The following is a 19,340-nucleotide window of genomic DNA, read 5'->3' as shown; positions in this document are numbered from 1 at the left end:
GGCCGGGCCGTCCCGCCCCAGCTCCATGCTTGCAGTCAGGAGGGGTTGGATCAATGCGCAAACACCGGAGGCTTCGGATCGCGCCGAAGCCTCCGATCGCCAAACGTCCTAGAACGCGACGTTCAGCGTGGCTTGCAGCTTGCGGCCGGTGCGGTAGACGCCGCGCGGCAGGGCCGTGGTGTTGGCGTAGGCGTAGTACTCGCTGTCCAGCAGGTTCTGGCCCGAGACCGACATCGTGATGTTCTTGGTCACGGCGTAGCCCACGGTGGCGTCGAGGGTCTTCGAGGCCTTGACGAACATGTCGTCGCCGCGGTCGACGCCCGTGAAATACTTCGAGCGCCAGGTGAAGGTGGCCCGGGCCGAGAACGGACCGTTCTCGTAGAAGGGGCTGACATTGACCTGGTTCTTCGAGCTGTAGGGCAGCGGCGCGCCCGACTGGCCCGAGGCGTCGGCGTAGGTGTAGTTGGCCAGGAGGCCAAAGCCCATGCCAAAGGTCTGCTGGTAGGCCAGCGCCAGACCCTTCACCTCAGCCGAGCCCGCATTGAACGGACGGCTGATCTGGTAGGTCGTGACCTTGCCTTGCGACTGGTTGAAGTAGGCTTCCGGCTGGGTGCGTTGCAGGATGTAGTTGGAGATGTCCTTGTAGAACACCTCCGCCGACAGGATCGCCTGGGGCTGGAAATACCATTCGGCCGAGGCGTTGAAGTTGCTCGACTTGTAGGGCTCAAGCGCCGGGTTGCCGCCACCGCCCGTTAGGATGCCGTCCGACAGCCAGAAGTAGTTCGTCATGTCCGAATAGTTCGGACGCGCGATCACCTGCGCCGCAGCAAAGCGCAGAACCAGGTCCTCCCGGGCGTCGACGATGATGTTCACGCTGGGCAGGACGTTGTCGTAGCTCTTCTTGGTCGACTGCCAGGTCCAGTCGGCGGCCTTGTTGCAGGGCGCGCCGGGCTTGCAGACGTAACCGGCGCTGTCGACCGAGGTCTTCACGTAGCGGACGCCGAAGTTGCCGCGCACGTTGTCGGCCTTGAAGTTGGCCTGGGCGTACAGGGCGTCGATGTCTTCCTGGATGTTCCAGTTGCCGGCCGTGAACTCGGCGGCGGCGAAGATCGACGGCTTGGGCATGGTGGCGCCCGCCGCCAACCACTTGCCGCTCTCGACGTAGGAGACCATCGACTCGCCGTCGATGCGGAAGCGGCTCTGCATCTGGGTCCCGACGCCGTCGAAGCCCTTCAGGTAGTTGCTCGGCACGGTCGAGGGATTGAACGACGAGGCCGGAGCGGCGACGCCGGTGATGGCGATGCCCGCATACTGTTGACCCGTCTGGTGCTCACGACGCTTGTAGCCGACCTGGACGCGCTGGATGACGCCGTCGAAGTCCTTGCCAAAATCGAACTGGGCGTACTTTTCCTCGTCCGAGGTGGGCTTGCTGACGAGGTTGCCGCTCCAGCCCGGATCGGTCGCGAAGGCGGCCGGGTTGCCCATGACATTGGTGGTGTAGGTCAGGCTGCCCGGGCTCTTGGGAGCGCCGCTGATGTCGACGGTGTAGCTGGCCCAGTTCAGGAACTCGAGGAACACCTGACGCTTGGTGCCGCCGTCGGCGCTCGACTTGCCGATCTCGCCGTTCAGGTCCCAACCGTCGCCCTTGTAGCCGCCCTTCAGGTGGAAGGTGTCGGACTTCAGACCGGCCTCGCGGTACTGCACGTCCAGCACGCTGAGCGCGTTGTTGAACGAGGCCTTGGAGACCACGCCGTTGTTGACGGTCAGGCCGGTCAGAGCGCCCAGGCTGTTCCAGGTGTTGCCCTGGAAGGCGTACATCGACTGGTTGGTGTTGTCGTAGTCGGCGTCGATCTTCAGCCAGTTGAACTCAAGCGAGAGTTGGTCGTTCGGCTTGTATTGCAGAGCGGTGGTGTAGGTCGTCCGCGTACGGCCCTGCTCGAAATAGGAGGCGCCGAAGGCGTTCGGGCTGCGAGCGCCGAGATTGGCTGTCAGCGTGCTCGCGCACGAGCCGACGCAGCCCTTGGTGCGCGAGTCGACGGGGTTGTCCGGATTGCCGCCAGCCCACTGGTTGGCCGCGATCGTGCCGTAGGTCTCGACGCCGTCGCGACGCAGTTGGTCTTCGGCGCGTTGCACCGAGAAGCTGGCGCCGAAGGTGCTGTCGGCGTTCTTCCAGCTGGCCAGCAGCGAGCCCTGCAGATCGCCCTTCTTGGAGCGGTCGGTGTAGAGATAGCTCACCGCGCCGGCGACCGTGCCGGACTTCAGGTCCAGCGGCTTGCGGGTGTTGACGATGACGGTGCCGCCGATGCTGCCTTCGTCGATGCGCGCTTCGGGCGACTTGTAGACGTCGACCTTGCCGACGATCTGCGGCGCCAGCAGCGCGTAGTTGAAGGTGCGGCCCGGAGAATCCAGGATGAACCAGTCGGCGGAAGCGACGGTCTGGCCATTGAGCAGCGTGCGGTTCAGCGCCGGGTCGGTGCCCAGGATGCTGACCTTCTCGCCTTGACCGAACGCGCGGTCGACGGTGACGCCCGGAACGATCGTCAATGCTTCAGCGACGTTCGTGCTCGGGAACTTGCCCACGTCCTCCGCGGTGACGACGTCGACGATGGCGTCGGCCTTACGCTTGGACTCGATCGACTGCAGCAGTGAGGCGCGGATGCCGGTGATGACCACCTCTTCCACCTGGTTGCCGCCGCTCTGGGCCATCGCCGGCGCGGCGATCATGACCACCATCGCGCTGGCGGAGGCCGCCAGAACGGATCTACGGATATTCTTCATACTCGGCTTCTCCCCATTATGCCGGGCCGATTGGACCCGGAGCCGAACCCCAAGCCCAATGTGATACCAATCTTCCGGGAGGATCCGCAGAAAGTGGTACTTCTCAGGCCTCGGGACGCGACTGTGACGGAAATTTTGCGAATGACAAGGCCAAAAAGAAACCAATTGCAGACCACGTTCTTATTGGTATGAAAATGGTCCTATGCTATCGAAGCGGCCAGGGGGCGCCGCAATATGGTGCGGCGCGGCGCGAGTCAGGGAGGGTTGGGCAATGACGTTTGCAGAACGGATCGGTCGTCTCGACGCCGCCGGTGACCATGCGCCGCTCTACCGGCAGCTTCAGCGCGCGCTGCGCGAGGCCATCCAGAAGAAGATCCTGGCCCCTGACGACGCCCTCCCCGCAGAGCGGGACATGGCCGACGAGTTCAGCATCTCCCGCATCACGGTCCGAAAGGCCTTGGACGGCCTGGTGAGCGAAGGCCTGCTGACCCGCAGGCAGGGCGCCGGCACCTTCGTGGCCGCCCGGGTCGAGAAAAGCTTCTCGAAGCTGTCGTCGTTCACCGAAGACATGATCTCTCGCGGACGCGTCCCGCGCAGCGAGTGGATCAGCCGCAGCGAAGGCCAGGTCACCCCCGAGGAGTCCCTGACCCTGGGGCTGTCCCCGGGGACTCCGGTCTATCGGTTCGCGCGGATCCGCTACGCCGACGGCGCGCCGATGGCCGTGGAGTATACTACGATCGCCGCCTTCGCCCTCCCCTCCACTGAAGTGGTCGGCACCTCGCTTTACGAAGCGCTGGAGACCACCGGCCATCGCCCGGTTCGCGCCTTGCAACGGCTGCGCGCGGTGCTGTTCCAGGCCGAACAAGCTGACCTCCTGGGCGTGCCCGTGAAAGACGCCGGCCTGCTGATCGAGCGGCGAGGCTTCCTGAAGGACGGACGGGCGGTCGAGGTCACGCAGTCGTACTATCGCGGCGACGCCTACGATTTCGTCGCGGAACTGAATTCCCTGTCTTGAGTACGAACTGAAGTCCGAGGAGTAGAGCTTGGAGGCGACTGTCTTGACCCGTCCTGAGACCCCCGCCCCTGCGGGCGCGTCGCCCCTGGCCCGCTCTCCGGAAACTACGCGCATGTTCCAGGAGGCCAGCCAGGCCGCGACGGTCGCAGCCGTCCAATTGACGGCCAACAGCGACAAGATCTCGGCCCTCGCCGCCCACCTGCGCGCCAATCCGCCGCGCGTCGTCGTCACCTGTGCGCGGGGCAGCAGCGATCACGCCGCCACCTTCGCGCGCTACCTGATCGAGACGAAGGCCGGCGTTCTCACCTCGTCGGCCGGCCTTTCGGTAAGCTCCGTCTACGACGCATCGCCCAATCTCGACGGCGCGCTCTATCTCGCCATCTCGCAGTCGGGCAAGAGCCCCGACCTGCTGGCCGCCGTCCGCGCGGCCAAGGCGGCTGGGGCCTACGCCGTGGCCTTGGTGAACGTGGTGGACTCCCCGCTCGCTGCGCTGGCCGACGAGGTGATCCCGCTACACGCCGGCCCCGAGCTTAGTGTAGCGGCCACCAAGTCCTACATCGCGGCCCTGGTCGCTGTGACCCAGTTGATCGCCGCCTGGACCGAGGACACCGAACTGACCTCGGCGCTCGACCGCCTACCCGACCTGCTGGCGCAGGCTTGGGACCTGGACTGGTCGCCCGCCGTCGAGCGCTTGCAATCCGCCCGTAACCTCTACGTCCTGGGGCGGGGCGTCGGCTTTGGCGTGGCGCTGGAGGCGGCCCTAAAGTTCAAGGAAACCTGCGGCCTGCACGCCGAGGCCTTCAGCGCCGCCGAGGTGCTGCATGGCCCGATGGCCCTGGTGAAGGACGGCTTCCCCGCTCTGGTCTTCGCCCAGGACGATGAGAGCCGGGCGAGCGTCGACGACATGGCCGCTGGAATGCGCGCGCGGGGGGCCGAGGTTCTGACCGCCGGCGGCGCCCGCCAGGCGCCGGGCGCGCTGCCGACGCTTTCCAGCCACCCAGTGCTTGAGCCGATCCTGATGATCCAGAGCTTCTACCGAATGGCCAATGCGCTTTCAGTCGCACGCGGCTACGATCCCGACAGCCCACCCCACCTCAACAAGGTCACCGAAACCGTCTGATGCTGGCTGCACTGGAAAATGGCCGTATCCTGACGGACGAGGGCGTCGTTGAGGGCCGGGCCCTGCTGATCGAAGGCGGGGTGATCCGGGCGATCATCGCGCGAGACGCGATCCCCGATGACGCCCAGCGCCTGGACCTCGATGGCGGCCTGTTGACCCCCGGCTTCATCGACACCCAGGTCAATGGCGGCGGCGGGGTTCTGTTCAATGACGCTCCCACGGCGGAAGCGATCGCCACGATCGGCGCAGCCCACCGCCCCTTCGGCACGACGGGCTTCCTGCCGACCCTGATCAGCGACGACCTGCACGTCGTCGACAAGGCCATGCGCGCCACCGAGCAGGCGATCGCCCAGGGCGTTCCGGGGGTGCTGGGCGTCCATATCGAGGGCCCGTTCCTCAACCCCAAACGCAAGGGCATCCACGACGCCGACAAGTTCCGCGTCATCGATGACGAGGCCGTGGCGCTGCTGACCTCGCTGAAGGTCGGCAAGATGCTTGTCACTCTGGCGCCGGAGCGCACGACGCCGGAGATGATCCGTCGGCTGGCGGACGCGGGCGTGATCGTGGCGGCGGGCCATACCAATGCGCTCTACCCGACCATGCGCCAGGCCCTGGACCATGGCCTGACCGGCTTCACGCATCTGTTTAACGCGATGTCGCCGCTGACCAGCCGCGAGCCGGGCGCTGTCGGAGCGGCGCTGGAAAGCCAAGAGGCGTGGTGCGGGATCATCGTCGACGGTCGCCATGTGGACCCCATCACGTTGAAGATCGCGCTGCGCGCGCGCCCGCTGGACCGTTTCATGCTGGTCACGGACGCCATGCCCACGGTGGGAATGGCGGACAAGCAGTTCAGCCTGCAAGGCCGCCATATCCGCGTGGTCGATGGTGTCTGCGTCGATGACCAGGGCACGCTCGCGGGCTCAGACCTGGACATGGTCGGCGCTGTCCGTAACGCGGTGACACTCCTGGACCTCACGCTAGAAGACGCCGTCGTGATGGCGTCCCGAGCCCCGGCGACCTTCCTGGGACTTGGCCAGCGCCGCGGCCTTATCGCTCCAGGCTACGCGGCGGACCTTTGCCTGCTGGACGATCATCTCCAGGTCACGACCACCTGGATCGACGGCGTCGCCGTCTGAAGACACGGAACCATCGGAACGAAAAAGGGCGCTGACCGTGAGGTCAGCGCCCTTTGCGCATTTACGCGCGGGAGAGGCGGAAGCCTAGAACTTCCACTTCACGCCCAGATAATATTGACGACCGTAGTGCACGTACTCTTCCGAGATCATGCGCGTCGAGTCATCAACCTTGCTATCCTTTTCGTCGGTCAGGTTGATCATTTCCAGCGTGACCGTGAAATTCTTGAAGTTGTAGCTGATCTGGCTGTCGATGTTCAGCGTCTTTTCCTTGATGCGGACATCGTTGTTGTTGGTGGCCGACGGGGCCACCTGGATCAGGTAGGGGTCGCGATACGAGGCCGAGATACGGGCCTTGAAGTCGTTCTTCTCATAGTACAGCGTCGCGTTGTAGGCGTCGGGCGACAGGTTCACCAACGGCTGGGTCAGCATGACCGCCGGCGTGACCAGAACGCGCGGCGTGCCCGAATAGACGGGGTTTGCGATCACGTACTGGATGTCGCTCTTGACGTGGGTGTAGTTCACGATACCGCCGAAGCCGTCAAACGGCGCAGGCAGGAACGTGAACGGACGCTGCAGCGAGACCTCGAAACCCTTCAGCTTGCCGCCGGGGGTGTTGACCTGGGTCGTCACCGTGAACAGCGTGCTAGCCGTATTGCCGTTCGACAACAGGCTGTCGGGCAGCTGGGTTTCAGCCCACGGCATAGCGACCGAAGAGGTCTGGATGTAGGACTTGATGTCCTTCTGGAAGAAGCCGACCGAGAACAGGGTCTCCTTGTCCGGATACCACTCGAAGCTCAGGTCCAGATTGTTGGCCAGCATCGGGTCCAGGTCGGGATTGCCGCGCGTCAGGGTCTGGGCGGACTGGCTGATGGCGCTGTAACCGGGCGACAGGTTCGGCAGCTGCGGACGCGTCATCACCTTGGCGGCGGCGAAGCGGACGAAGAAACTGTCGAAGGGCTGAGCCGAGATGTTCAGCGACGGCAGGGTGTTGGTGTACTGGCGCTTAACGGTTTGCGTCGCACCGATCGGCACGCGCTGGCTGAACGTGCCGCCCAGAGTCGTGACGGTCTGGGTGGTGTTGCCGATGCTGTAGTTGCCGGTCGCTTCCTGCTCGGTCTTAACATAACGGACGCCGAAGTTGCCGCGCACCGGGATGTTGAAGACGTCGTAGTCGAAGTCACCCTGCAGGTAGAACGCAGTGTCCTTCTCGGTGATCTCCCGAACAGCGCCCAACTGGTTCAGGACGCTCAGGCGGAAGTCACCATTAGCGTTCACGCAGTTGCAGTCATAGCCGAGCTTCTGGCGCAGCTTGTCGAGATCCGGCGCGAGCCAAGAGGTCGGCACGCCGGCCGGGATATCAAGGCCACGACCAAAGCCGCTGATAACGCGCGACACATCGGCGACGGTGACGCCGGCCGGAAGGCCGAAGGCGGCTTCGTTCGTAAAGGTGGTGGCGGAGTTGCCGGCCAGCACGCGCGAGTTCAGACGCTTCTCCCACGAGGTGAAGCCGTACTCCTTGTACTTGGCGCCGTACCGCAGCTTGAACCCGTCGAGGATCTGGTAGTCCACGTCAGCGAAGAAGGTCTTGAAGGTGTTGACCGCCTTGCTCGGACGCATGCGCAGCAGCGAGGCGTCGCCCAGGTTGTTGGTCGGGCTGTAGACGTAATTCGCCGGGTTCGTCGGGTCGAAGCCGTAGTTGAAGTTCGGCAGCTTGTCGTTGGCCGAGTAGTCGTAGCTGTAGTTGTCGCTGTCGTAGCGCTCGAACGAGAAGGTCGTCTGCTCCGGGTTGTCCTGGATCGAGCGCGACTGGCCGTAGCCAACCTTCAGGTTGCCGCCTTCACCGAACTTGGTGTCGTAGGTCAGGGCGAACTGGTTGAACTCGGTCTTCAGCGTGTCGTGGCGGTACTCAGTGCGGACGTCGACGTCATCGAACGTGCCCTTGATCAGGTTCCCGTTGCTGTCAGCCGTGAAGTTCACGACGTCCGTCTGGGGCAGGCCCGCGCCGCTGCGGCTGAACGAGATGATTTCCAGATAGGTTTCGTCGCGGTTGTTCTGGAACTTGGCCAGCATCATGTCGAGCGTCAGGGTCGAGCGGTCGGTCGGACGCCATTGCAGCGAGCCGGTGACCCCCAGGCGCTCTTGATCGTAGTCCAGGCGGCCATAACGCGGAATCCGCGGGTGCCAGAGGTTGTTGGCGGTGCCCGCAGCCGCCGTGACGGTCGGGGTGGTGCCGCCCGTCACGGTGCCGATCTGGGCGCAGGTGAGCGCCGGGCCGCTAACGGGGTTGTAGGCCGCGCCCGAGCAGGGGAACGCCGTCGCCGAATTGAAGCGGACCGAGGGGTTTTCCCAACGGCCGGTCGAGGAGCCTTCCTCGCGCTGAGCACGCGTGGCGTAGGCGACCGACAACAGCGCGCCGACTTCACCGATGCCGGTGTCCCAGCGGTTGCTGACCAGGAAGGTGTAGCGCGGGTCGCTCTTCCGCGAGAGGTCGTTCCAGCCCACCTTGGCGCTGGCGCTCATCGTGAACTTGCTGAAGTCGAACGGACGGCCGGCTTGCAGGTCGACGATCGCGCCGAGCGAGCCTTCTTCGTTCATAGCCGAGGTCGACTTGCGGACCGTGACGCTGTTGAACAGTTCCGAAGCGAAGATCGAGAAGTCGAACTGACGGCCGCGGTTGGCGCCGCCAGAACCATCCTTGCCGCCGGTGGTGGCCAGGGCTTCCAGGCCGTTCAGGCGCACGACCGTGAAGTCAGGACCCAGGCCGCGAACGGTGATGGTGCGACCTTCGCCGCCGTCACGGTCGATCGAGACGCCTGGCACGCGCTGCAGCGATTCAGCCAGGTTCAGGTCGGGGAAATCGGCAATGTCTTGCGCCTTGATGACGTCGACGAGGTCGTTTTCACGACGCTTGACGTCCAGGGCGTTGGCCAGAGAGGCGCGGAAACCGGTGACGACGACGGCTTCGACCTGATCATCGGCCGGAGCGGCCGGAGCGGTCTGGGCGCTCGCCGCGCCAGCAAACGCCATCGCCAGCGCCAGGGCGCCGCCTGATACGCCGTATTGCAGGCCGCGCACGCGTCCCGTGGTATTCTTGGACATAGAACCTCCTCCCGTTCGACCATTCGACGACGGCGTAGCCGCCGCCTTGGCCTTCGTATCGGCTCCGCGTCCTTCCCGCGAAACCGCCCCCGGCCTTGAAGCCTTCGTTTTTGCTACCGGTGTCACAAACCTCTCTGGGTTTTTGACACCGGTATCAGAGTGCTAACAAAGGCTGAGCCGGCCCACAAGGCCACAATGCGGTCATAAGCTAAGAGACTCTGCGGCCCGTTGCGTTTCCGACACAATCGGCGCGGCCGCTGCGGCGCGGCTCAGCTCTCGTCGGGACGGAAATGGCTGACCTTGTAGAGGCCCTGGAGCATGGAGTCGCGCTGCGCCGCAGGCAGACTGGCCCCAACGCCTCGCAAGAGCTTCAAGGCGTTCAGGTGCACATCGACCGCGTCCCAGCGCCAGACGCCGGCTTCGGCGCAGTTGTCCGCCAACCCGCACAGGGACATGGCGGCGCGATCCAGACCCGTTCCGGCGACGAAGGCGCTGACGTCGATGATGCGCGACGCGAGAACGTAGAGAGCCTCGAACGACTCGGCTTCCCGGCTTTCGGCGCCCTTGCCGAACCTGGCCTCGATCTCGGTCAGGGTCTCGTCCAGGGCCGCTAGGGACGCCTCCCGAAGCGACTCCACGCCCGCCTCGGCCGCCGCGATGGCGTCCTGAGCGAGCAAGCCCCCCCGCTCCTTGATCATCTTGGCCAGGCGGTTCGGTGGTTTGAATTTGCGGACTGTCATATCTGCACCTTCGCTGGGCGCATCATATTGCTGATTTCATCGTCGGACAGGTTGGGCGTCTGCGCCTCGCCCACCTCCGCCGGAAGGTCGTCCTTGCGTCTACCATCCGTCCCCGGAGGCGGACCCATATGTTTGAATCGTCGGTCAGGACCGATGAAGCTCGGGCACTCGATAAACGCGCGATCTTCGCGCGCCACCCAGAAGACCCGCTCGAGCAACACCTTGGGCGTAATGGGCTTGGCCACCACGTAGTTGGCGCCCGCGTCCCGGATCTTGAAGATCTGGGAGGTGCGCGTATGTCCGGTCACGAGAATGACGGGAATGAAACGATTGGTTTCCCCGCCCTCGCGCCTCAGCCATTCGATGAACTCGATGCCATCGGTGACGGGCATCTGCACGTCGCTGATGATCAGATCGAAGGTCTTTGTCTTGATCAGACTCTGGGCGTCCGCGACGGTCTCGGCGCGATGCAGTTGCTTGACGCCGAAGCCGGAAACCACCTGAGACAGGATGTCCAGGGAGGGTCCGTTGTCGTCCAGCACGAGCACTGTCGCCCGCTCGAGATTGATCCGGGTCGAGGGGAGAAGGGCGTCTGACATCGGCGCCCTAGAAGAAGTCCAGCTCGCCGGCCTCGGCTTTCCGGTCGGCCTCCTCGCTCGCGCGTAGGCGTACTACGAGGTCGGAAAGGCCAAGCCCCTCCAGCAGCGGATCAATCGACATGCTCCACTCGCCGGACGCATGCTGGCCAATGCGCTGAAGCACGGCCGAGAGGCCATGCAGGCGCTGGCTCAGCTCGTCTAGCGCCTGGAGTCTGGTGAGGTTCGGCAAGGCCGCGCCGCCCTGCGCCAGATCGCCGACAATGTGCTCGCAGTCCTGGCAGATGGCGGCGGCCGAAGCCAGCTCCGCCGCCAGGCGTCGCGACAGCTCGCCCACCGGAAGAAGCTCTTCCGGTGTGGTGGTCGCGTTGGCCTGGAGCGGAATGGCCGCCATGCCTAGAACAGATCCACGTCGCCGCTCGCCACCGCCGGCATCGGCGGAGGAGTCGGACGCCGGACGTCCTGCGGCGCGTTGTCGACGGCGACCAGACGCTGACGAACGCGTCCGGAGGCGGGCCAGAACTCGACACGACGCGCCGAGACGCCGCCGGTGCTGGACGAGACGATCGGAATGCCTTCGTCGCGCAGGAAGCGCTCGGCGAAGGCGGCGTTGCTGGCGCCCACGTCCGACAGACCGTCGAACAGCTTGGCGCCGCCAAAGATCTTGGCCTCGAGACGCTCGCGACGAGCGCCGCGCTTCAGGAGGTCGTTGATGAGGACTTCCATCGCATAGGCGCCGTAGCGGACAGCATCGCCGTCACGACGTCCGTCGCCGGAGTCCGGCAACAGGAAGTGGTTCATGCCGCCGACGCCGTTCTGCGGGTCGCGGATGCAGGCCGCGATACAGGAGCCCAGCACCGTGGTCATGACCACGTTGGGGTCGGTCGACACATGGCTTTCGCCCTGCGTGACGTGGACCTTGATCGCGCGTTCCGGATCGTCGTGATGGAATGCCGTCATGTCAGCTGCCCGAACACTTGCTCGATTTTTTCCTTCAGGCCTTGGACCGTGAAGGGCTTCACGCAGTAGTTGTTCACGCCGAACTGCACGGCGCGCTGAACAAGTTCGCGGTCGGCGCGCCCGGTCAGCATCACGAAGGCGGTCTGTCGGATCGGCGGGTGCGAGCGGACCGCGCGCAACAGCGCCAGGCCGTCCATCTTCGGCATGTTGAAGTCCGAGATGACGAGGTTCGCAGGCTTGGCCAGGAGGTTCTTGAGAGCCTCCTCACCATCAGGCGCCTCACGGATGTCCTTGAAGCCGATCTGCTGAAGAGCATTCCGGATCAAGGCCCGCATGGTGAGCTGGTCGTCGACCACCAGAACGGAGATGGAGCTTGCTTGGGGCATGGTCTATCGCCTCGCTGAGGCCAAATCGAGGATGGACTGGCCCATGGAGGACAGGCTGACCTGCTTCTCCACGGCGCCAATTTCGAAAGCGGAACGGGGCATGCCGTAGACGACGCAGCTTGCTTCGTCCTGGCCCAGCGTCTTGGCGCCGGCCTTGCGCATGGCCAGAAGGCCCTGAGCGCCATCGCGGCCCATGCCGGTCAGGATCACCCCGACCGCCTTGTCGCCGACGGCGTTGGCCACCGAGTTGAACAGAACGTCCACGGAGGGACGGTGTCCGCTGACCGGGTCGCCGGCGACGAGGCGGCAACGCAGGCCGGCCGAACGTACGACCTCCAGGTGCGTCGCGCCGCCGGGCGCCACATACACCTTGCCCGGCTCCAGCAGGGCGCCGTCCGTGGCTTCCTGCACCTTGGCGCCGCTGGAACGGTCGAGGCGAGCCGCGAAGCTGGCGGTGAACGTGGCCGGCATGTGCTGGGTGATGACAGTCGGCGGACAGGTGTCGGGGAACAGCTGCAGGATCGACAGCAGGGCCTCAACCCCGCCCGTCGAAGAGCCGATCGCAACGATGTCGCCCGACGGCATGAAGTCCTTGCGCCGCGAGGGCGCGCTGGTCGGCGCCGCGCCGGCGTTGGTGCGAACCGAGGCGCGCGCGGCGATCTTCACCTTTGCGACGATCTCGGCCAGGGCTTCCTGGGTGCCGGTGGCGTCAGCGGGCTTGCCCACGCAGTCCACAGCGCCCAGTTCCAAGGCGCGCAGCGTCATCTCGGCGCCGGCCTGGGTCAGGGTCGAGACCATGACGACCGGCATAGGCCGCAGGCGCATGATCTTCTCGAGGAAGTCGATGCCGTTCATGTTCGGCATCTCGATGTCGAGCGTGACGACGTCAGGGTTCAGGGCCTTGATCATGCCCCGCGCCTCGAACGGGTCGCCGGCGCCGCCGACCACCTCGATATCCGGGTCACGATTGAGGGCCGCCGAAATCAGGCTCCGCATCGTGGCGGAGTCATCGACGACAAGAACACGAATCCTGGCCATTAGCGCCCCACCTTCCGGTAGGCGGTCAGACCGCAGCTTTCAAACGCGGTCACAGACGCACCGACGCGTTCAGAGTGGCCCACATAGAGGCGGCCACCCGGCGCGACGAGCGGCGCGAACCGGTTCCAGACACGTTCCTGAGTAGGTTCATCAAAGTAGATCACGACATTCCGGCAGAAAATGGCGTCGAACGGGCCTTTCATTGGCCAGGACGGACCGTTGAGATTTAGTTCGCGGAACGCAACGAGGCTTCGCGCGGCGTCGCAGACGCGCCAGTTTCGCCGATCGCCAGGATCGCGCTCGAAGTACTGGCTACGCGCGGCGGCTGGGATGCCCTCCAGAAGACTTTCGTCGTAGACGGCCGCCCGACCGGTAGCGAGAACATTGGTGTCGATGTCCGTGCCCAGGATCCGGATATCGAGGTCCGCAGCGTTCGGCCAGACCGACAGCACGGTGAACGCCATCGAGTAGGGTTCCTGCCCCGAGGAGCTGGCGGCCGACCACAGGCGCAGACGCCCCCCGGCGCGAACCTTGTCAGCGACCGGCTCCAGCACGTTGGCGCGCAGGTCGTCGAAATGGTGCGGCTCACGAAAGAAGCGCGTGACGTTCGTGGTCAGCGCCCGAAGCATCTCCTGGCTCTCGTCGTGACCCTTGTCGCTGGCGACAAAGGCGCAGTACTCGCTGAACGAACGCAGTCCCAGCGCGCGCAGGCGCTTGGCGAGACGCGAGTAGACCAGCGTCGCCTTGCTGTCCGGCAGGCTGATGCCGGCCAGGTCATAGAGCAACGCGGCGATACGTTTGAAATCCTGGTTCGTGAACGCGAACTCGCCATCGACGATGGCCTCGCGGCGGTCCGAAGAGTGTGCGGCGACAGTGGACATCAGGCGGCCAACGCCTCCCGTTCAGGCAGAATACGGTCCAGAGAGATTTCGCTGATCATGCGTCCCTCGACCGAGATAATCCCGCGGACAAAGCTGCGGACGGCGTCACAGGCGACGTCGGGCGTCGGCTGGATCATGTCGTCGTTGATCGACAGGATGTCGGACACCGCGTCGACCAGGAGACCGACCGTGCGATCCCCCGCCTTGACGACGATGAAGACGCTGCGAACCGTCGGTTCGATCACCGGCATGCCGAGGCGGCACGCCAGATCCATGATGGGCAGGACCGCGCCGCGCAGGTTGATGACGCCGCGCATATAGCCAGGGGACTGCGGCAGCGTCGTCGCGGGGCTCCAGCCCCGGATTTCGCGCACAGCCATGATGTCGACGCAGTACTCCTGCTCGCCCACGCGGAAGGAGATCAGTTCGCGGCGGTCGGCGCTGGTGGCGGTGGCATGATCCGTCATGACTTACTCCGCGGCGATGAGGCTGGGCTCAGGGGGACGCGGCGCGCCACCCTCGCGACGGCGCAGGTTGATCGTGGCGTCGACATCCAGGATGAGGGCCACGCGGCCATCGCCCAGGATCGTCGCGGCGGCCACGCCCTCGACCTGCTGGTAGTTCTGTTCAAGCGACTTGATGACCACCTGGCGCTGGCCATGGATGGCGTCGGCCACCAAGGCGGCGCGCGAGCCGTCCTCGCCCTCGACCAGCAGCACGACGCCGTCGGTGGGATGCGGGCTTTCCTCGCGATAGCCCAGCGTCAGGCCCACATCGATCAGCGGCACGAAGCTGTCGCGGACGGCCAGCACCGAGCCCACCGGGCCCAGCGGACGAACTTCTTCAGGCTTCGGACGCAGGCTTTCGACAATCGCGGCCAACGGCACGACCAGGGTCTCGCCGGCGACATCGACCACCATGCCGTCCAGCACGGCGAGCGTCAGCGGCAGGCTGAGCGTGAAGGTCGAGCCCTGGCCCGGGCGCGATGAGATCGAGATGCGGCCGCCCAGGGCCTGAACCGAGCGCTTGACCACGTCCATGCCGACTCCGCGACCCGACACGTCCGAGATCTTCTCGGCGGTCGAGAAGCCGGGCAGGAAGATCAGGTTGTCGATCTCTTCGTCGGTCAGCTGCAGATCGGGCGCGATGAGGCCCTTCTTGACGGCGATGCCAAAGACGCGCTCGCGGTTGATGCCCTTGCCGTCGTCCGACACCTCGATGACGATCCGGCCGCTGCGGTGCAGGGCCGCCAGGCGAACGACGCCCTCGGGATTCTTGCCGGCCGCCTTGCGCTCCTCGGGGCTTTCCAGCCCGTGGTCGATGGCGTTGCGCAGCATGTGGGTGATCGGGTCGGACAGACGCTCGATGACCGTCTTGTCGACCTCGGTGTTCTCACCATCCATCACCAGGCGGGCCTGCTTGCCCGTCATGTTGGCGACTTCGCGAACCAGACGCGGCATGCGCTGGAACACCGACTTCACCGGCTGGGCGCGGATGGCCATGACGCTGTCCTGGATCTCGCGCGTCAGCTGTTCCAGCTCGTCGAGACCCATGGCCAGGTTGGAAGAAGGCGCGATGCCGTACTCGCCGACGCGCTGCGCCAGCATGGCCTGATTGATGACCAACTCGCCGACGAGGTCGATCAGGCGGTCGATACGCTCGGGATCGACCCGGATAACCGATTGGCCAGGACCAGGCACTTCGACCGGGGTCGCCTTGGGCGCGGCTGCGGCCGCAGCCGCCGGCGCAGCGGAGGCCGGCTTGGCGGCCTCGGGGGCCGGCGCGACTTCGGCCACCGGGGCGGCGACGGGCGGGGCGATCGGCGAAGCGACTTCGACAGCCTCAGGCGCCGGAGCGATAGGCTCGACAGTGGCGATAGTCTCGGCGGGAGCGGTCAAGGTGGCGATAGCCGCTTCGACGGAGCCCTCGCCTCGGGTGATCTCCAGGTCGCAATCACCGTCGACGAACTCAAAGACCTCGCGAATAGCGGTCTCGTCCTGCTCGGTCTCGAGGCGCACGCTCCACGTGACGAAAGCGGCTTCAGGATCCAGGTCCTGCAAGGTCGGAAGCGCGCTGTCGTCGAGCGTCGCCTTGATTGGCCCCAGGCGGCTGAGTTCGCGCAGCAGGAGCGCGGTCTCGTTCGCCTTGCGATAGAGGTCCGACTTCGGACGGATCGACACCGTCCAGACGTTCGACGGAACCAGCTCGGCGTCGGCCGCCTGTGCTTCGACGGTGATGGTCTGCGGCACAAAGACGAAGCCCAGATCGTCTTCGTCCATCGCATCGTCATCGGCCCCGATGACGACCGGCGCGGTGTCTTCGGCGACAGCGGGCTCGGCGACCGGCGCAGGGGCCGCCGGCGCCGCGTTGGGATCGGTCCATTGCTCCAGCTCGGCGGCCATGGCGGCCGAAGCGGCCATGTCGACATCGCCCAGGCCGCGTGCGGCGCTGACGTGGTCGGCCAGGATGTCTGATGCGCGCAGGAGAACCGCGGCGAGCTCGACCGTGTTCGGCACCGAGCCGGCGCGTACGGCGTCCAGCAAGGTCTCGAAGACGTGGGCGAAACGCACGAGCGGCTCGAGGCCGAAAGCCCCAGCGCCGCCCTTGATGGAATGGACGGCGCGGAACACGGCGTTGACCGTCTCGAGGTCGCCGGCCCCTTCTTCCATGGCTAGGAGACCGCCTTCGAGGTCGGCGAGCAGTTCCTCGCACTCCTGGAAGAAGGTGACCTTAATGGCCTCTAGCTCGTCCATTCCCGTAAGTCCTAATTCGCGTCTAGCAACGGGTAGTCAAAAGCAGGGTCTTGGAACTGCGTTCTGGATCAGGCGGCCACGCGACGGATCGCGTCGACGAGCTTTTCCGGATTGAACGGCTTGACGATCCAGCCCGTCGCGCCGGCTTCGCGAGCCCGCTGCTTTTTGGCGGGGTCGCTCTCCGTCGTCAGGACAAGGATCGGGATCGCGCGGTAGTCGTCGTCGACGCGCACCGCTTCGATGAAGCCGAAGCCATCCAGCTTGGGCATGTTGATGTCCGTGATGATCACATCGGGACGGTGGGCGGAGAGGACTTCGAGACCATGCTCGCCGTCGACCGCCTCGACTACATTGAAGCCGGCGCCGGCGAGAGCCATGCGCAGCATGTCCCGCATCGTCCGGGAATCATCGACCGTAAGAACCGTACGCGTCACGATTCAGCTCCTTGGAATTCCGCCGAAAGGAGCGCCCCTGCGGCGCCAAACAGACGGGTGGTTTCGACGAAGGCCTCTGAAGGCCCCTTGATGGAAAAGGGATGGCCGTCCTGGTCCCAGGCCTTGCGGGCGGCCAGCAACACTTGCAGGCACAACCCGCCGAGGCGGCGAACCTGATCGGCTTCGATGATGATCTCGGCGCCGCGACGCTCGAGGAAGGCCGCCTTCAGAGGGGCCGCGGCCTTGAGATCAAGATTTTCAGGCAGCGAAATCGCGGCGGCCATCAGAATTCCTCCCAACCATCAGCGGCGGGGGCCTGAGCGACTGCGGCCGAACCGCTGCTCCGGCCCGGACGGGCGAAGCTGTTCAGGCGCGCCTGCTGCTCGGCCACCGGATTGCGCGCGGGCGCATGGTGCCCCGCATCGGCGACAGCCGGACGAGCGTAGGACGATGACCCCGATCCCACCTGGAAGCGGGCCATCAGGCGGACCAGCTCGGCGGTTTCGCCCTTCAGCGAGTGCGTCGCGGCGGTCGATTGCTCGACCATGGCGGCGTTCTGCTGGGTGACCTGGTCCATCTGGTTCACGGCGGTGTTCACCTCGTTCAGGCCGGTCGCCTGCTCTGCGGCCGAGGCCGCGATTTCGGTGACCAGCGCATCGATCTCGCCGACCTTGGTGACGATCCGCTGCAGCGCCTCGCCCGTCTGACCGACCAGGCTCACGCCTTGGCTGACTTGCTGGGTCGAGCTGGAGATCAGCGCCTTGATTTCCTTGGCCGCTTCGGCGGAACGCTGGGCCAAGGCCCGAACTTCCTGAGCGACCACCGCGAAACCACGTCCAGCCTCGCCCGCACGGGCGGCTTCGACGCCGGCGTTCAGAGCCAGGAGGTTGGTCTGGAAAGCGATCTCGTCGATGACCCCGATGATCTGGCTGATCTGGCCCGAGCTCTTCTCGATCTCGCCCATAGCAGAGACTGCCTGGTGCACGACCTGACCGCTATGCGTCGCTTCGCCACGGGTCGTCGACACGACGTCGGAGGCTTGGCGAGCGCCCGCGGCGGTGCGGCGCACCGTGGCGGTCAGCTCATCGAGGGCGGCGGCGGTTTCTTCCAGGCTGGCGGCCTGTTGCTCGGTGCGGCGCGACAGGTCGTCGGACGCGTGGGCGATTTCGTCAGCGCCGGTGCGCAGGCCGTCGGTCGAGGCGGCGATGACCTTCATCGTCTCCTGCAGCGAGCCCATGGCGGCGTTGAAGTCGTCCTTCAGCTTGCGATAGTCGCCGGGGAACTCGGCGGTCACGCGGAAGGTCAGGTCGCCCGAGGCCAGCTTTTCCAGGCCCTCGGCCAAGTTCGACACCACCAGGGACGCTTCCTGCGCGGCGGCGGCGGCGGCGGCTTCCTTGGCGCGACGTTCGTCAGCCGTGAGGGCGGCCGATTTCTCCTGGTCAGCGCGCAGCTGTTCAAGGTGCAGCTGGTTGTCACGGAAGACCTTGAGGGCGGTGACGATGGCGCCCAGCTCATCGCCGCGCGTCAGCTTCTCAAGATCGATGTTGTTGTCGCCCTTCGACAGCTTGTCGGTCGCAGCAGCGATATCGTTGATCGACTTGCGGGTCGTCATGACCGTCAGGAAGGCCAGGGCGCCGACAGCCGCAAGGGTGAGCAGCGACATGATGATGGTCACGCTCATCGCCGCGGTGGCTTCAGCCTGCCGCTTGGCCGTTTCGCTTTGAACGCGCTTGTTGGCGGCGGCCACGACCTGGTCCAGTTGGCCGGTCATCTTGGCGTACTGCTCTTCGAACGGCGCGATGAAGCCGGCGGCCATGTTGAAGTCGACCCCGATCATACCGCTGACCGTATCGATGGCGCTGCGGCACTCTTCGAGCGACTTGATCAACTCGGCGATCTTCGGCTGCTCGGCGGCCGGCAGCTTGCTCTTCAGCGCCAGCAAATCCTTTTTGACTGCGTCGGTCTCCGCCAGAACGGCGGCCATACGCGCATCGTTCTTGTCGACCTCGATGTTACCCGCCTTGTGGGTCATCACGACGAACAGCTCGCCATTGATGTTCGAGATCCGCTTGGAGATCCGTTCGATCTCCAAGTTCTGACGCATGTCGCTCTCAACAACCTGCTTCAGAGCAGCCGACTGGCTTTTCTGCACGACGATGGCGCCGCCGGCCATCACGGCCAGCATCAACAGCGCAAACGCCGGCGCGAAGCCGATTTTGATGATCAATGGTAGATCGACGAGACGGATCCGTTTCATCGCGAGGTCCCCTCCAACCAGCGCCCCGTGCCCACGGATCGCCAACATGAAAGGGGATAATCCCGATAGATTACTAACAGACTCTGACTTGGTTAAAGGAAGCGGCCGATTTTCGTCCCATTTTGGATCAGGTGGTCGTTTGGTCGC

General features: G+C 65.2%; 18 protein-coding genes. 4 read left to right on the top strand and 14 right to left on the bottom strand.

The genetic code is table 11. The annotated features are described in order from the left end of the window. Positions 1–108 precede the first annotated feature (108 nt). Positions 109–2,778 carry a TonB-dependent receptor gene (locus ACT53N_RS11735; protein ID WP_476064055.1) on the bottom strand — a complete coding sequence of 890 codons (2,670 nt, stop codon included), beginning with the start codon at positions 2,776–2,778 and terminating at the stop codon, positions 109–111. A 123-nt stretch (positions 2,779–2,901) separates the two neighbouring features. Between ACT53N_RS11735 and ACT53N_RS11730 the strand changes: the two genes are divergently transcribed. The 4 genes from ACT53N_RS11730 (at position 2,902) to nagA (ending at position 6,049) form a co-directional block, all read left to right on the top strand. Next, positions 2,902–2,970: a hypothetical protein gene (locus ACT53N_RS11730; protein WP_476064238.1), complete on the top strand. Its 69-nt coding sequence runs from the start codon at positions 2,902–2,904 to the stop codon at positions 2,968–2,970. Positions 2,971–3,049: 79 nt separating this feature from the next. Further along, complete coding sequence (locus tag ACT53N_RS11725; protein WP_310215626.1) at positions 3,050–3,793, top strand: GntR family transcriptional regulator; 744 nt, start codon at positions 3,050–3,052, stop codon at positions 3,791–3,793. Positions 3,794–3,821: 28 nt separating this feature from the next. Beyond that, positions 3,822–4,913: an SIS domain-containing protein gene (locus ACT53N_RS11720; protein ID WP_476064054.1), complete on the top strand. Its 1,092-nt coding sequence runs from the start codon at positions 3,822–3,824 to the stop codon at positions 4,911–4,913. Next, positions 4,913–6,049 carry an N-acetylglucosamine-6-phosphate deacetylase gene (gene nagA / locus ACT53N_RS11715; protein WP_476064053.1) on the top strand — a complete coding sequence of 379 codons (1,137 nt, stop codon included), beginning with the start codon at positions 4,913–4,915 and terminating at the stop codon, positions 6,047–6,049. Before ACT53N_RS11720 ends, nagA begins: the two co-directional genes overlap by 1 nt. An 84-nt stretch (positions 6,050–6,133) precedes the next feature. Here nagA and ACT53N_RS11710 read toward each other — a convergent pair whose 3' ends face one another. From ACT53N_RS11710 to ACT53N_RS11650, 13 genes are all read right to left on the bottom strand, one after another. Then, on the bottom strand, positions 6,134–9,148 hold the full coding sequence (locus ACT53N_RS11710) for a TonB-dependent receptor (protein WP_476064052.1): 3,015 nt from the start codon (positions 9,146–9,148) through the stop codon (positions 6,134–6,136). A 269-nt stretch (positions 9,149–9,417) separates the two neighbouring features. Further along, positions 9,418–9,888 (bottom strand): chemotaxis protein CheE, encoded by a 471-nt coding sequence (locus ACT53N_RS11705; RefSeq protein ID WP_476064051.1) that lies wholly within the window; start codon positions 9,886–9,888, stop codon positions 9,418–9,420. Next, positions 9,885–10,487: a response regulator gene (locus ACT53N_RS11700; RefSeq protein ID WP_476064050.1), complete on the bottom strand. Its 603-nt coding sequence runs from the start codon at positions 10,485–10,487 to the stop codon at positions 9,885–9,887. Before ACT53N_RS11700 ends, ACT53N_RS11705 begins: the two co-directional genes overlap by 4 nt. Before the next feature lie 7 nt (positions 10,488–10,494). Beyond that, entirely contained in the window at positions 10,495–10,878 is a 384-nt protein-coding gene (locus ACT53N_RS11695; protein WP_476064049.1) for a chemotaxis protein CheU, read from the bottom strand. 2 nt (positions 10,879–10,880) lie between these two features. Further along, on the bottom strand, positions 10,881–11,444 hold the full coding sequence (locus tag ACT53N_RS11690) for a chemotaxis protein CheD (protein WP_310215633.1): 564 nt from the start codon (positions 11,442–11,444) through the stop codon (positions 10,881–10,883). After that, positions 11,441–11,830, bottom strand: coding sequence for a response regulator (locus ACT53N_RS11685; RefSeq protein ID WP_019847929.1), 390 nt, complete (start codon positions 11,828–11,830; stop codon positions 11,441–11,443). The genes ACT53N_RS11690 and ACT53N_RS11685 overlap by 4 nt, the downstream gene beginning before the upstream one ends. Before the next feature lie 3 nt (positions 11,831–11,833). Next, positions 11,834–12,868 (bottom strand): protein-glutamate methylesterase/protein-glutamine glutaminase, encoded by a 1,035-nt coding sequence (locus ACT53N_RS11680; RefSeq protein WP_476064048.1) that lies wholly within the window; start codon positions 12,866–12,868, stop codon positions 11,834–11,836. Then, positions 12,868–13,749, bottom strand: coding sequence for a CheR family methyltransferase (locus tag ACT53N_RS11675; RefSeq protein WP_476064047.1), 882 nt, complete (start codon positions 13,747–13,749; stop codon positions 12,868–12,870). Before ACT53N_RS11675 ends, ACT53N_RS11680 begins: the two co-directional genes overlap by 1 nt. Beyond that, positions 13,749–14,216 (bottom strand): chemotaxis protein CheW, encoded by a 468-nt coding sequence (locus tag ACT53N_RS11670; protein WP_310215636.1) that lies wholly within the window; start codon positions 14,214–14,216, stop codon positions 13,749–13,751. The genes ACT53N_RS11675 and ACT53N_RS11670 overlap by 1 nt, the downstream gene beginning before the upstream one ends. A 3-nt stretch (positions 14,217–14,219) precedes the next feature. Next, positions 14,220–16,502, bottom strand: a complete 2,283-nt coding sequence (locus ACT53N_RS11665; RefSeq protein ID WP_476064046.1) for a chemotaxis protein CheA — start codon at positions 16,500–16,502, stop codon at positions 14,220–14,222. A gap of 68 nt (positions 16,503–16,570) precedes the next feature. Continuing rightward, complete coding sequence (locus ACT53N_RS11660; RefSeq protein ID WP_010918320.1) at positions 16,571–16,936, bottom strand: response regulator; 366 nt, start codon at positions 16,934–16,936, stop codon at positions 16,571–16,573. Beyond that, a complete protein-coding gene (locus tag ACT53N_RS11655) occupies positions 16,933–17,220 on the bottom strand; it encodes an STAS domain-containing protein (protein ID WP_476064045.1) in 288 nt (95 codons plus the stop codon). The genes ACT53N_RS11660 and ACT53N_RS11655 overlap by 4 nt, the downstream gene beginning before the upstream one ends. Continuing rightward, entirely contained in the window at positions 17,220–19,241 is a 2,022-nt protein-coding gene (locus ACT53N_RS11650; protein WP_476064044.1) for a methyl-accepting chemotaxis protein, read from the bottom strand. Before ACT53N_RS11650 ends, ACT53N_RS11655 begins: the two co-directional genes overlap by 1 nt. Positions 19,242–19,340: the final 99 nt, after the last annotated feature.

It is taken from the genome of Caulobacter sp. DMC95 (assembly GCF_056313785.1).
The sequence above is the reverse complement of the archived record's forward strand: the minus strand, read 5'-3'. Positions and strand labels throughout refer to the sequence as shown.

Coding starts and splice junctions, on each gene's coding strand:
- ACT53N_RS11690 (WP_310215633.1), bottom strand. CDS start 11,444: ATGACGGCATTCCATCACGACGATCCGGAACGCGCGATCAAGGTCCAC.
- ACT53N_RS11685 (WP_019847929.1), bottom strand. CDS start 11,830: ATGCCCCAAGCAAGCTCCATCTCCGTTCTGGTGGTCGACGACCAGCTC.
- ACT53N_RS11665 (WP_476064046.1), bottom strand. CDS start 16,502: ATGGACGAGCTAGAGGCCATTAAGGTCACCTTCTTCCAGGAGTGCGAG.
- ACT53N_RS11725 (WP_310215626.1), top strand. CDS start 3,050: ATGACGTTTGCAGAACGGATCGGTCGTCTCGACGCCGCCGGTGACCAT.
- ACT53N_RS11650 (WP_476064044.1), bottom strand. CDS start 19,241: ATGTTGGCGATCCGTGGGCACGGGGCGCTGGTTGGAGGGGACCTCGCG.
- ACT53N_RS11695 (WP_476064049.1), bottom strand. CDS start 10,878: ATGGCGGCCATTCCGCTCCAGGCCAACGCGACCACCACACCGGAAGAG.
- ACT53N_RS11700 (WP_476064050.1), bottom strand. CDS start 10,487: ATGTCAGACGCCCTTCTCCCCTCGACCCGGATCAATCTCGAGCGGGCG.
- ACT53N_RS11680 (WP_476064048.1), bottom strand. CDS start 12,868: ATGGCCAGGATTCGTGTTCTTGTCGTCGATGACTCCGCCACGATGCGG.
- ACT53N_RS11675 (WP_476064047.1), bottom strand. CDS start 13,749: ATGTCCACTGTCGCCGCACACTCTTCGGACCGCCGCGAGGCCATCGTC.
- ACT53N_RS11655 (WP_476064045.1), bottom strand. CDS start 17,220: ATGGCCGCCGCGATTTCGCTGCCTGAAAATCTTGATCTCAAGGCCGCG.
- ACT53N_RS11670 (WP_310215636.1), bottom strand. CDS start 14,216: ATGACGGATCATGCCACCGCCACCAGCGCCGACCGCCGCGAACTGATC.
- nagA (WP_476064053.1), top strand. CDS start 4,913: ATGCTGGCTGCACTGGAAAATGGCCGTATCCTGACGGACGAGGGCGTC.
- ACT53N_RS11710 (WP_476064052.1), bottom strand. CDS start 9,148: ATGTCCAAGAATACCACGGGACGCGTGCGCGGCCTGCAATACGGCGTA.
- ACT53N_RS11735 (WP_476064055.1), bottom strand. CDS start 2,778: ATGAAGAATATCCGTAGATCCGTTCTGGCGGCCTCCGCCAGCGCGATG.
- ACT53N_RS11705 (WP_476064051.1), bottom strand. CDS start 9,888: ATGACAGTCCGCAAATTCAAACCACCGAACCGCCTGGCCAAGATGATC.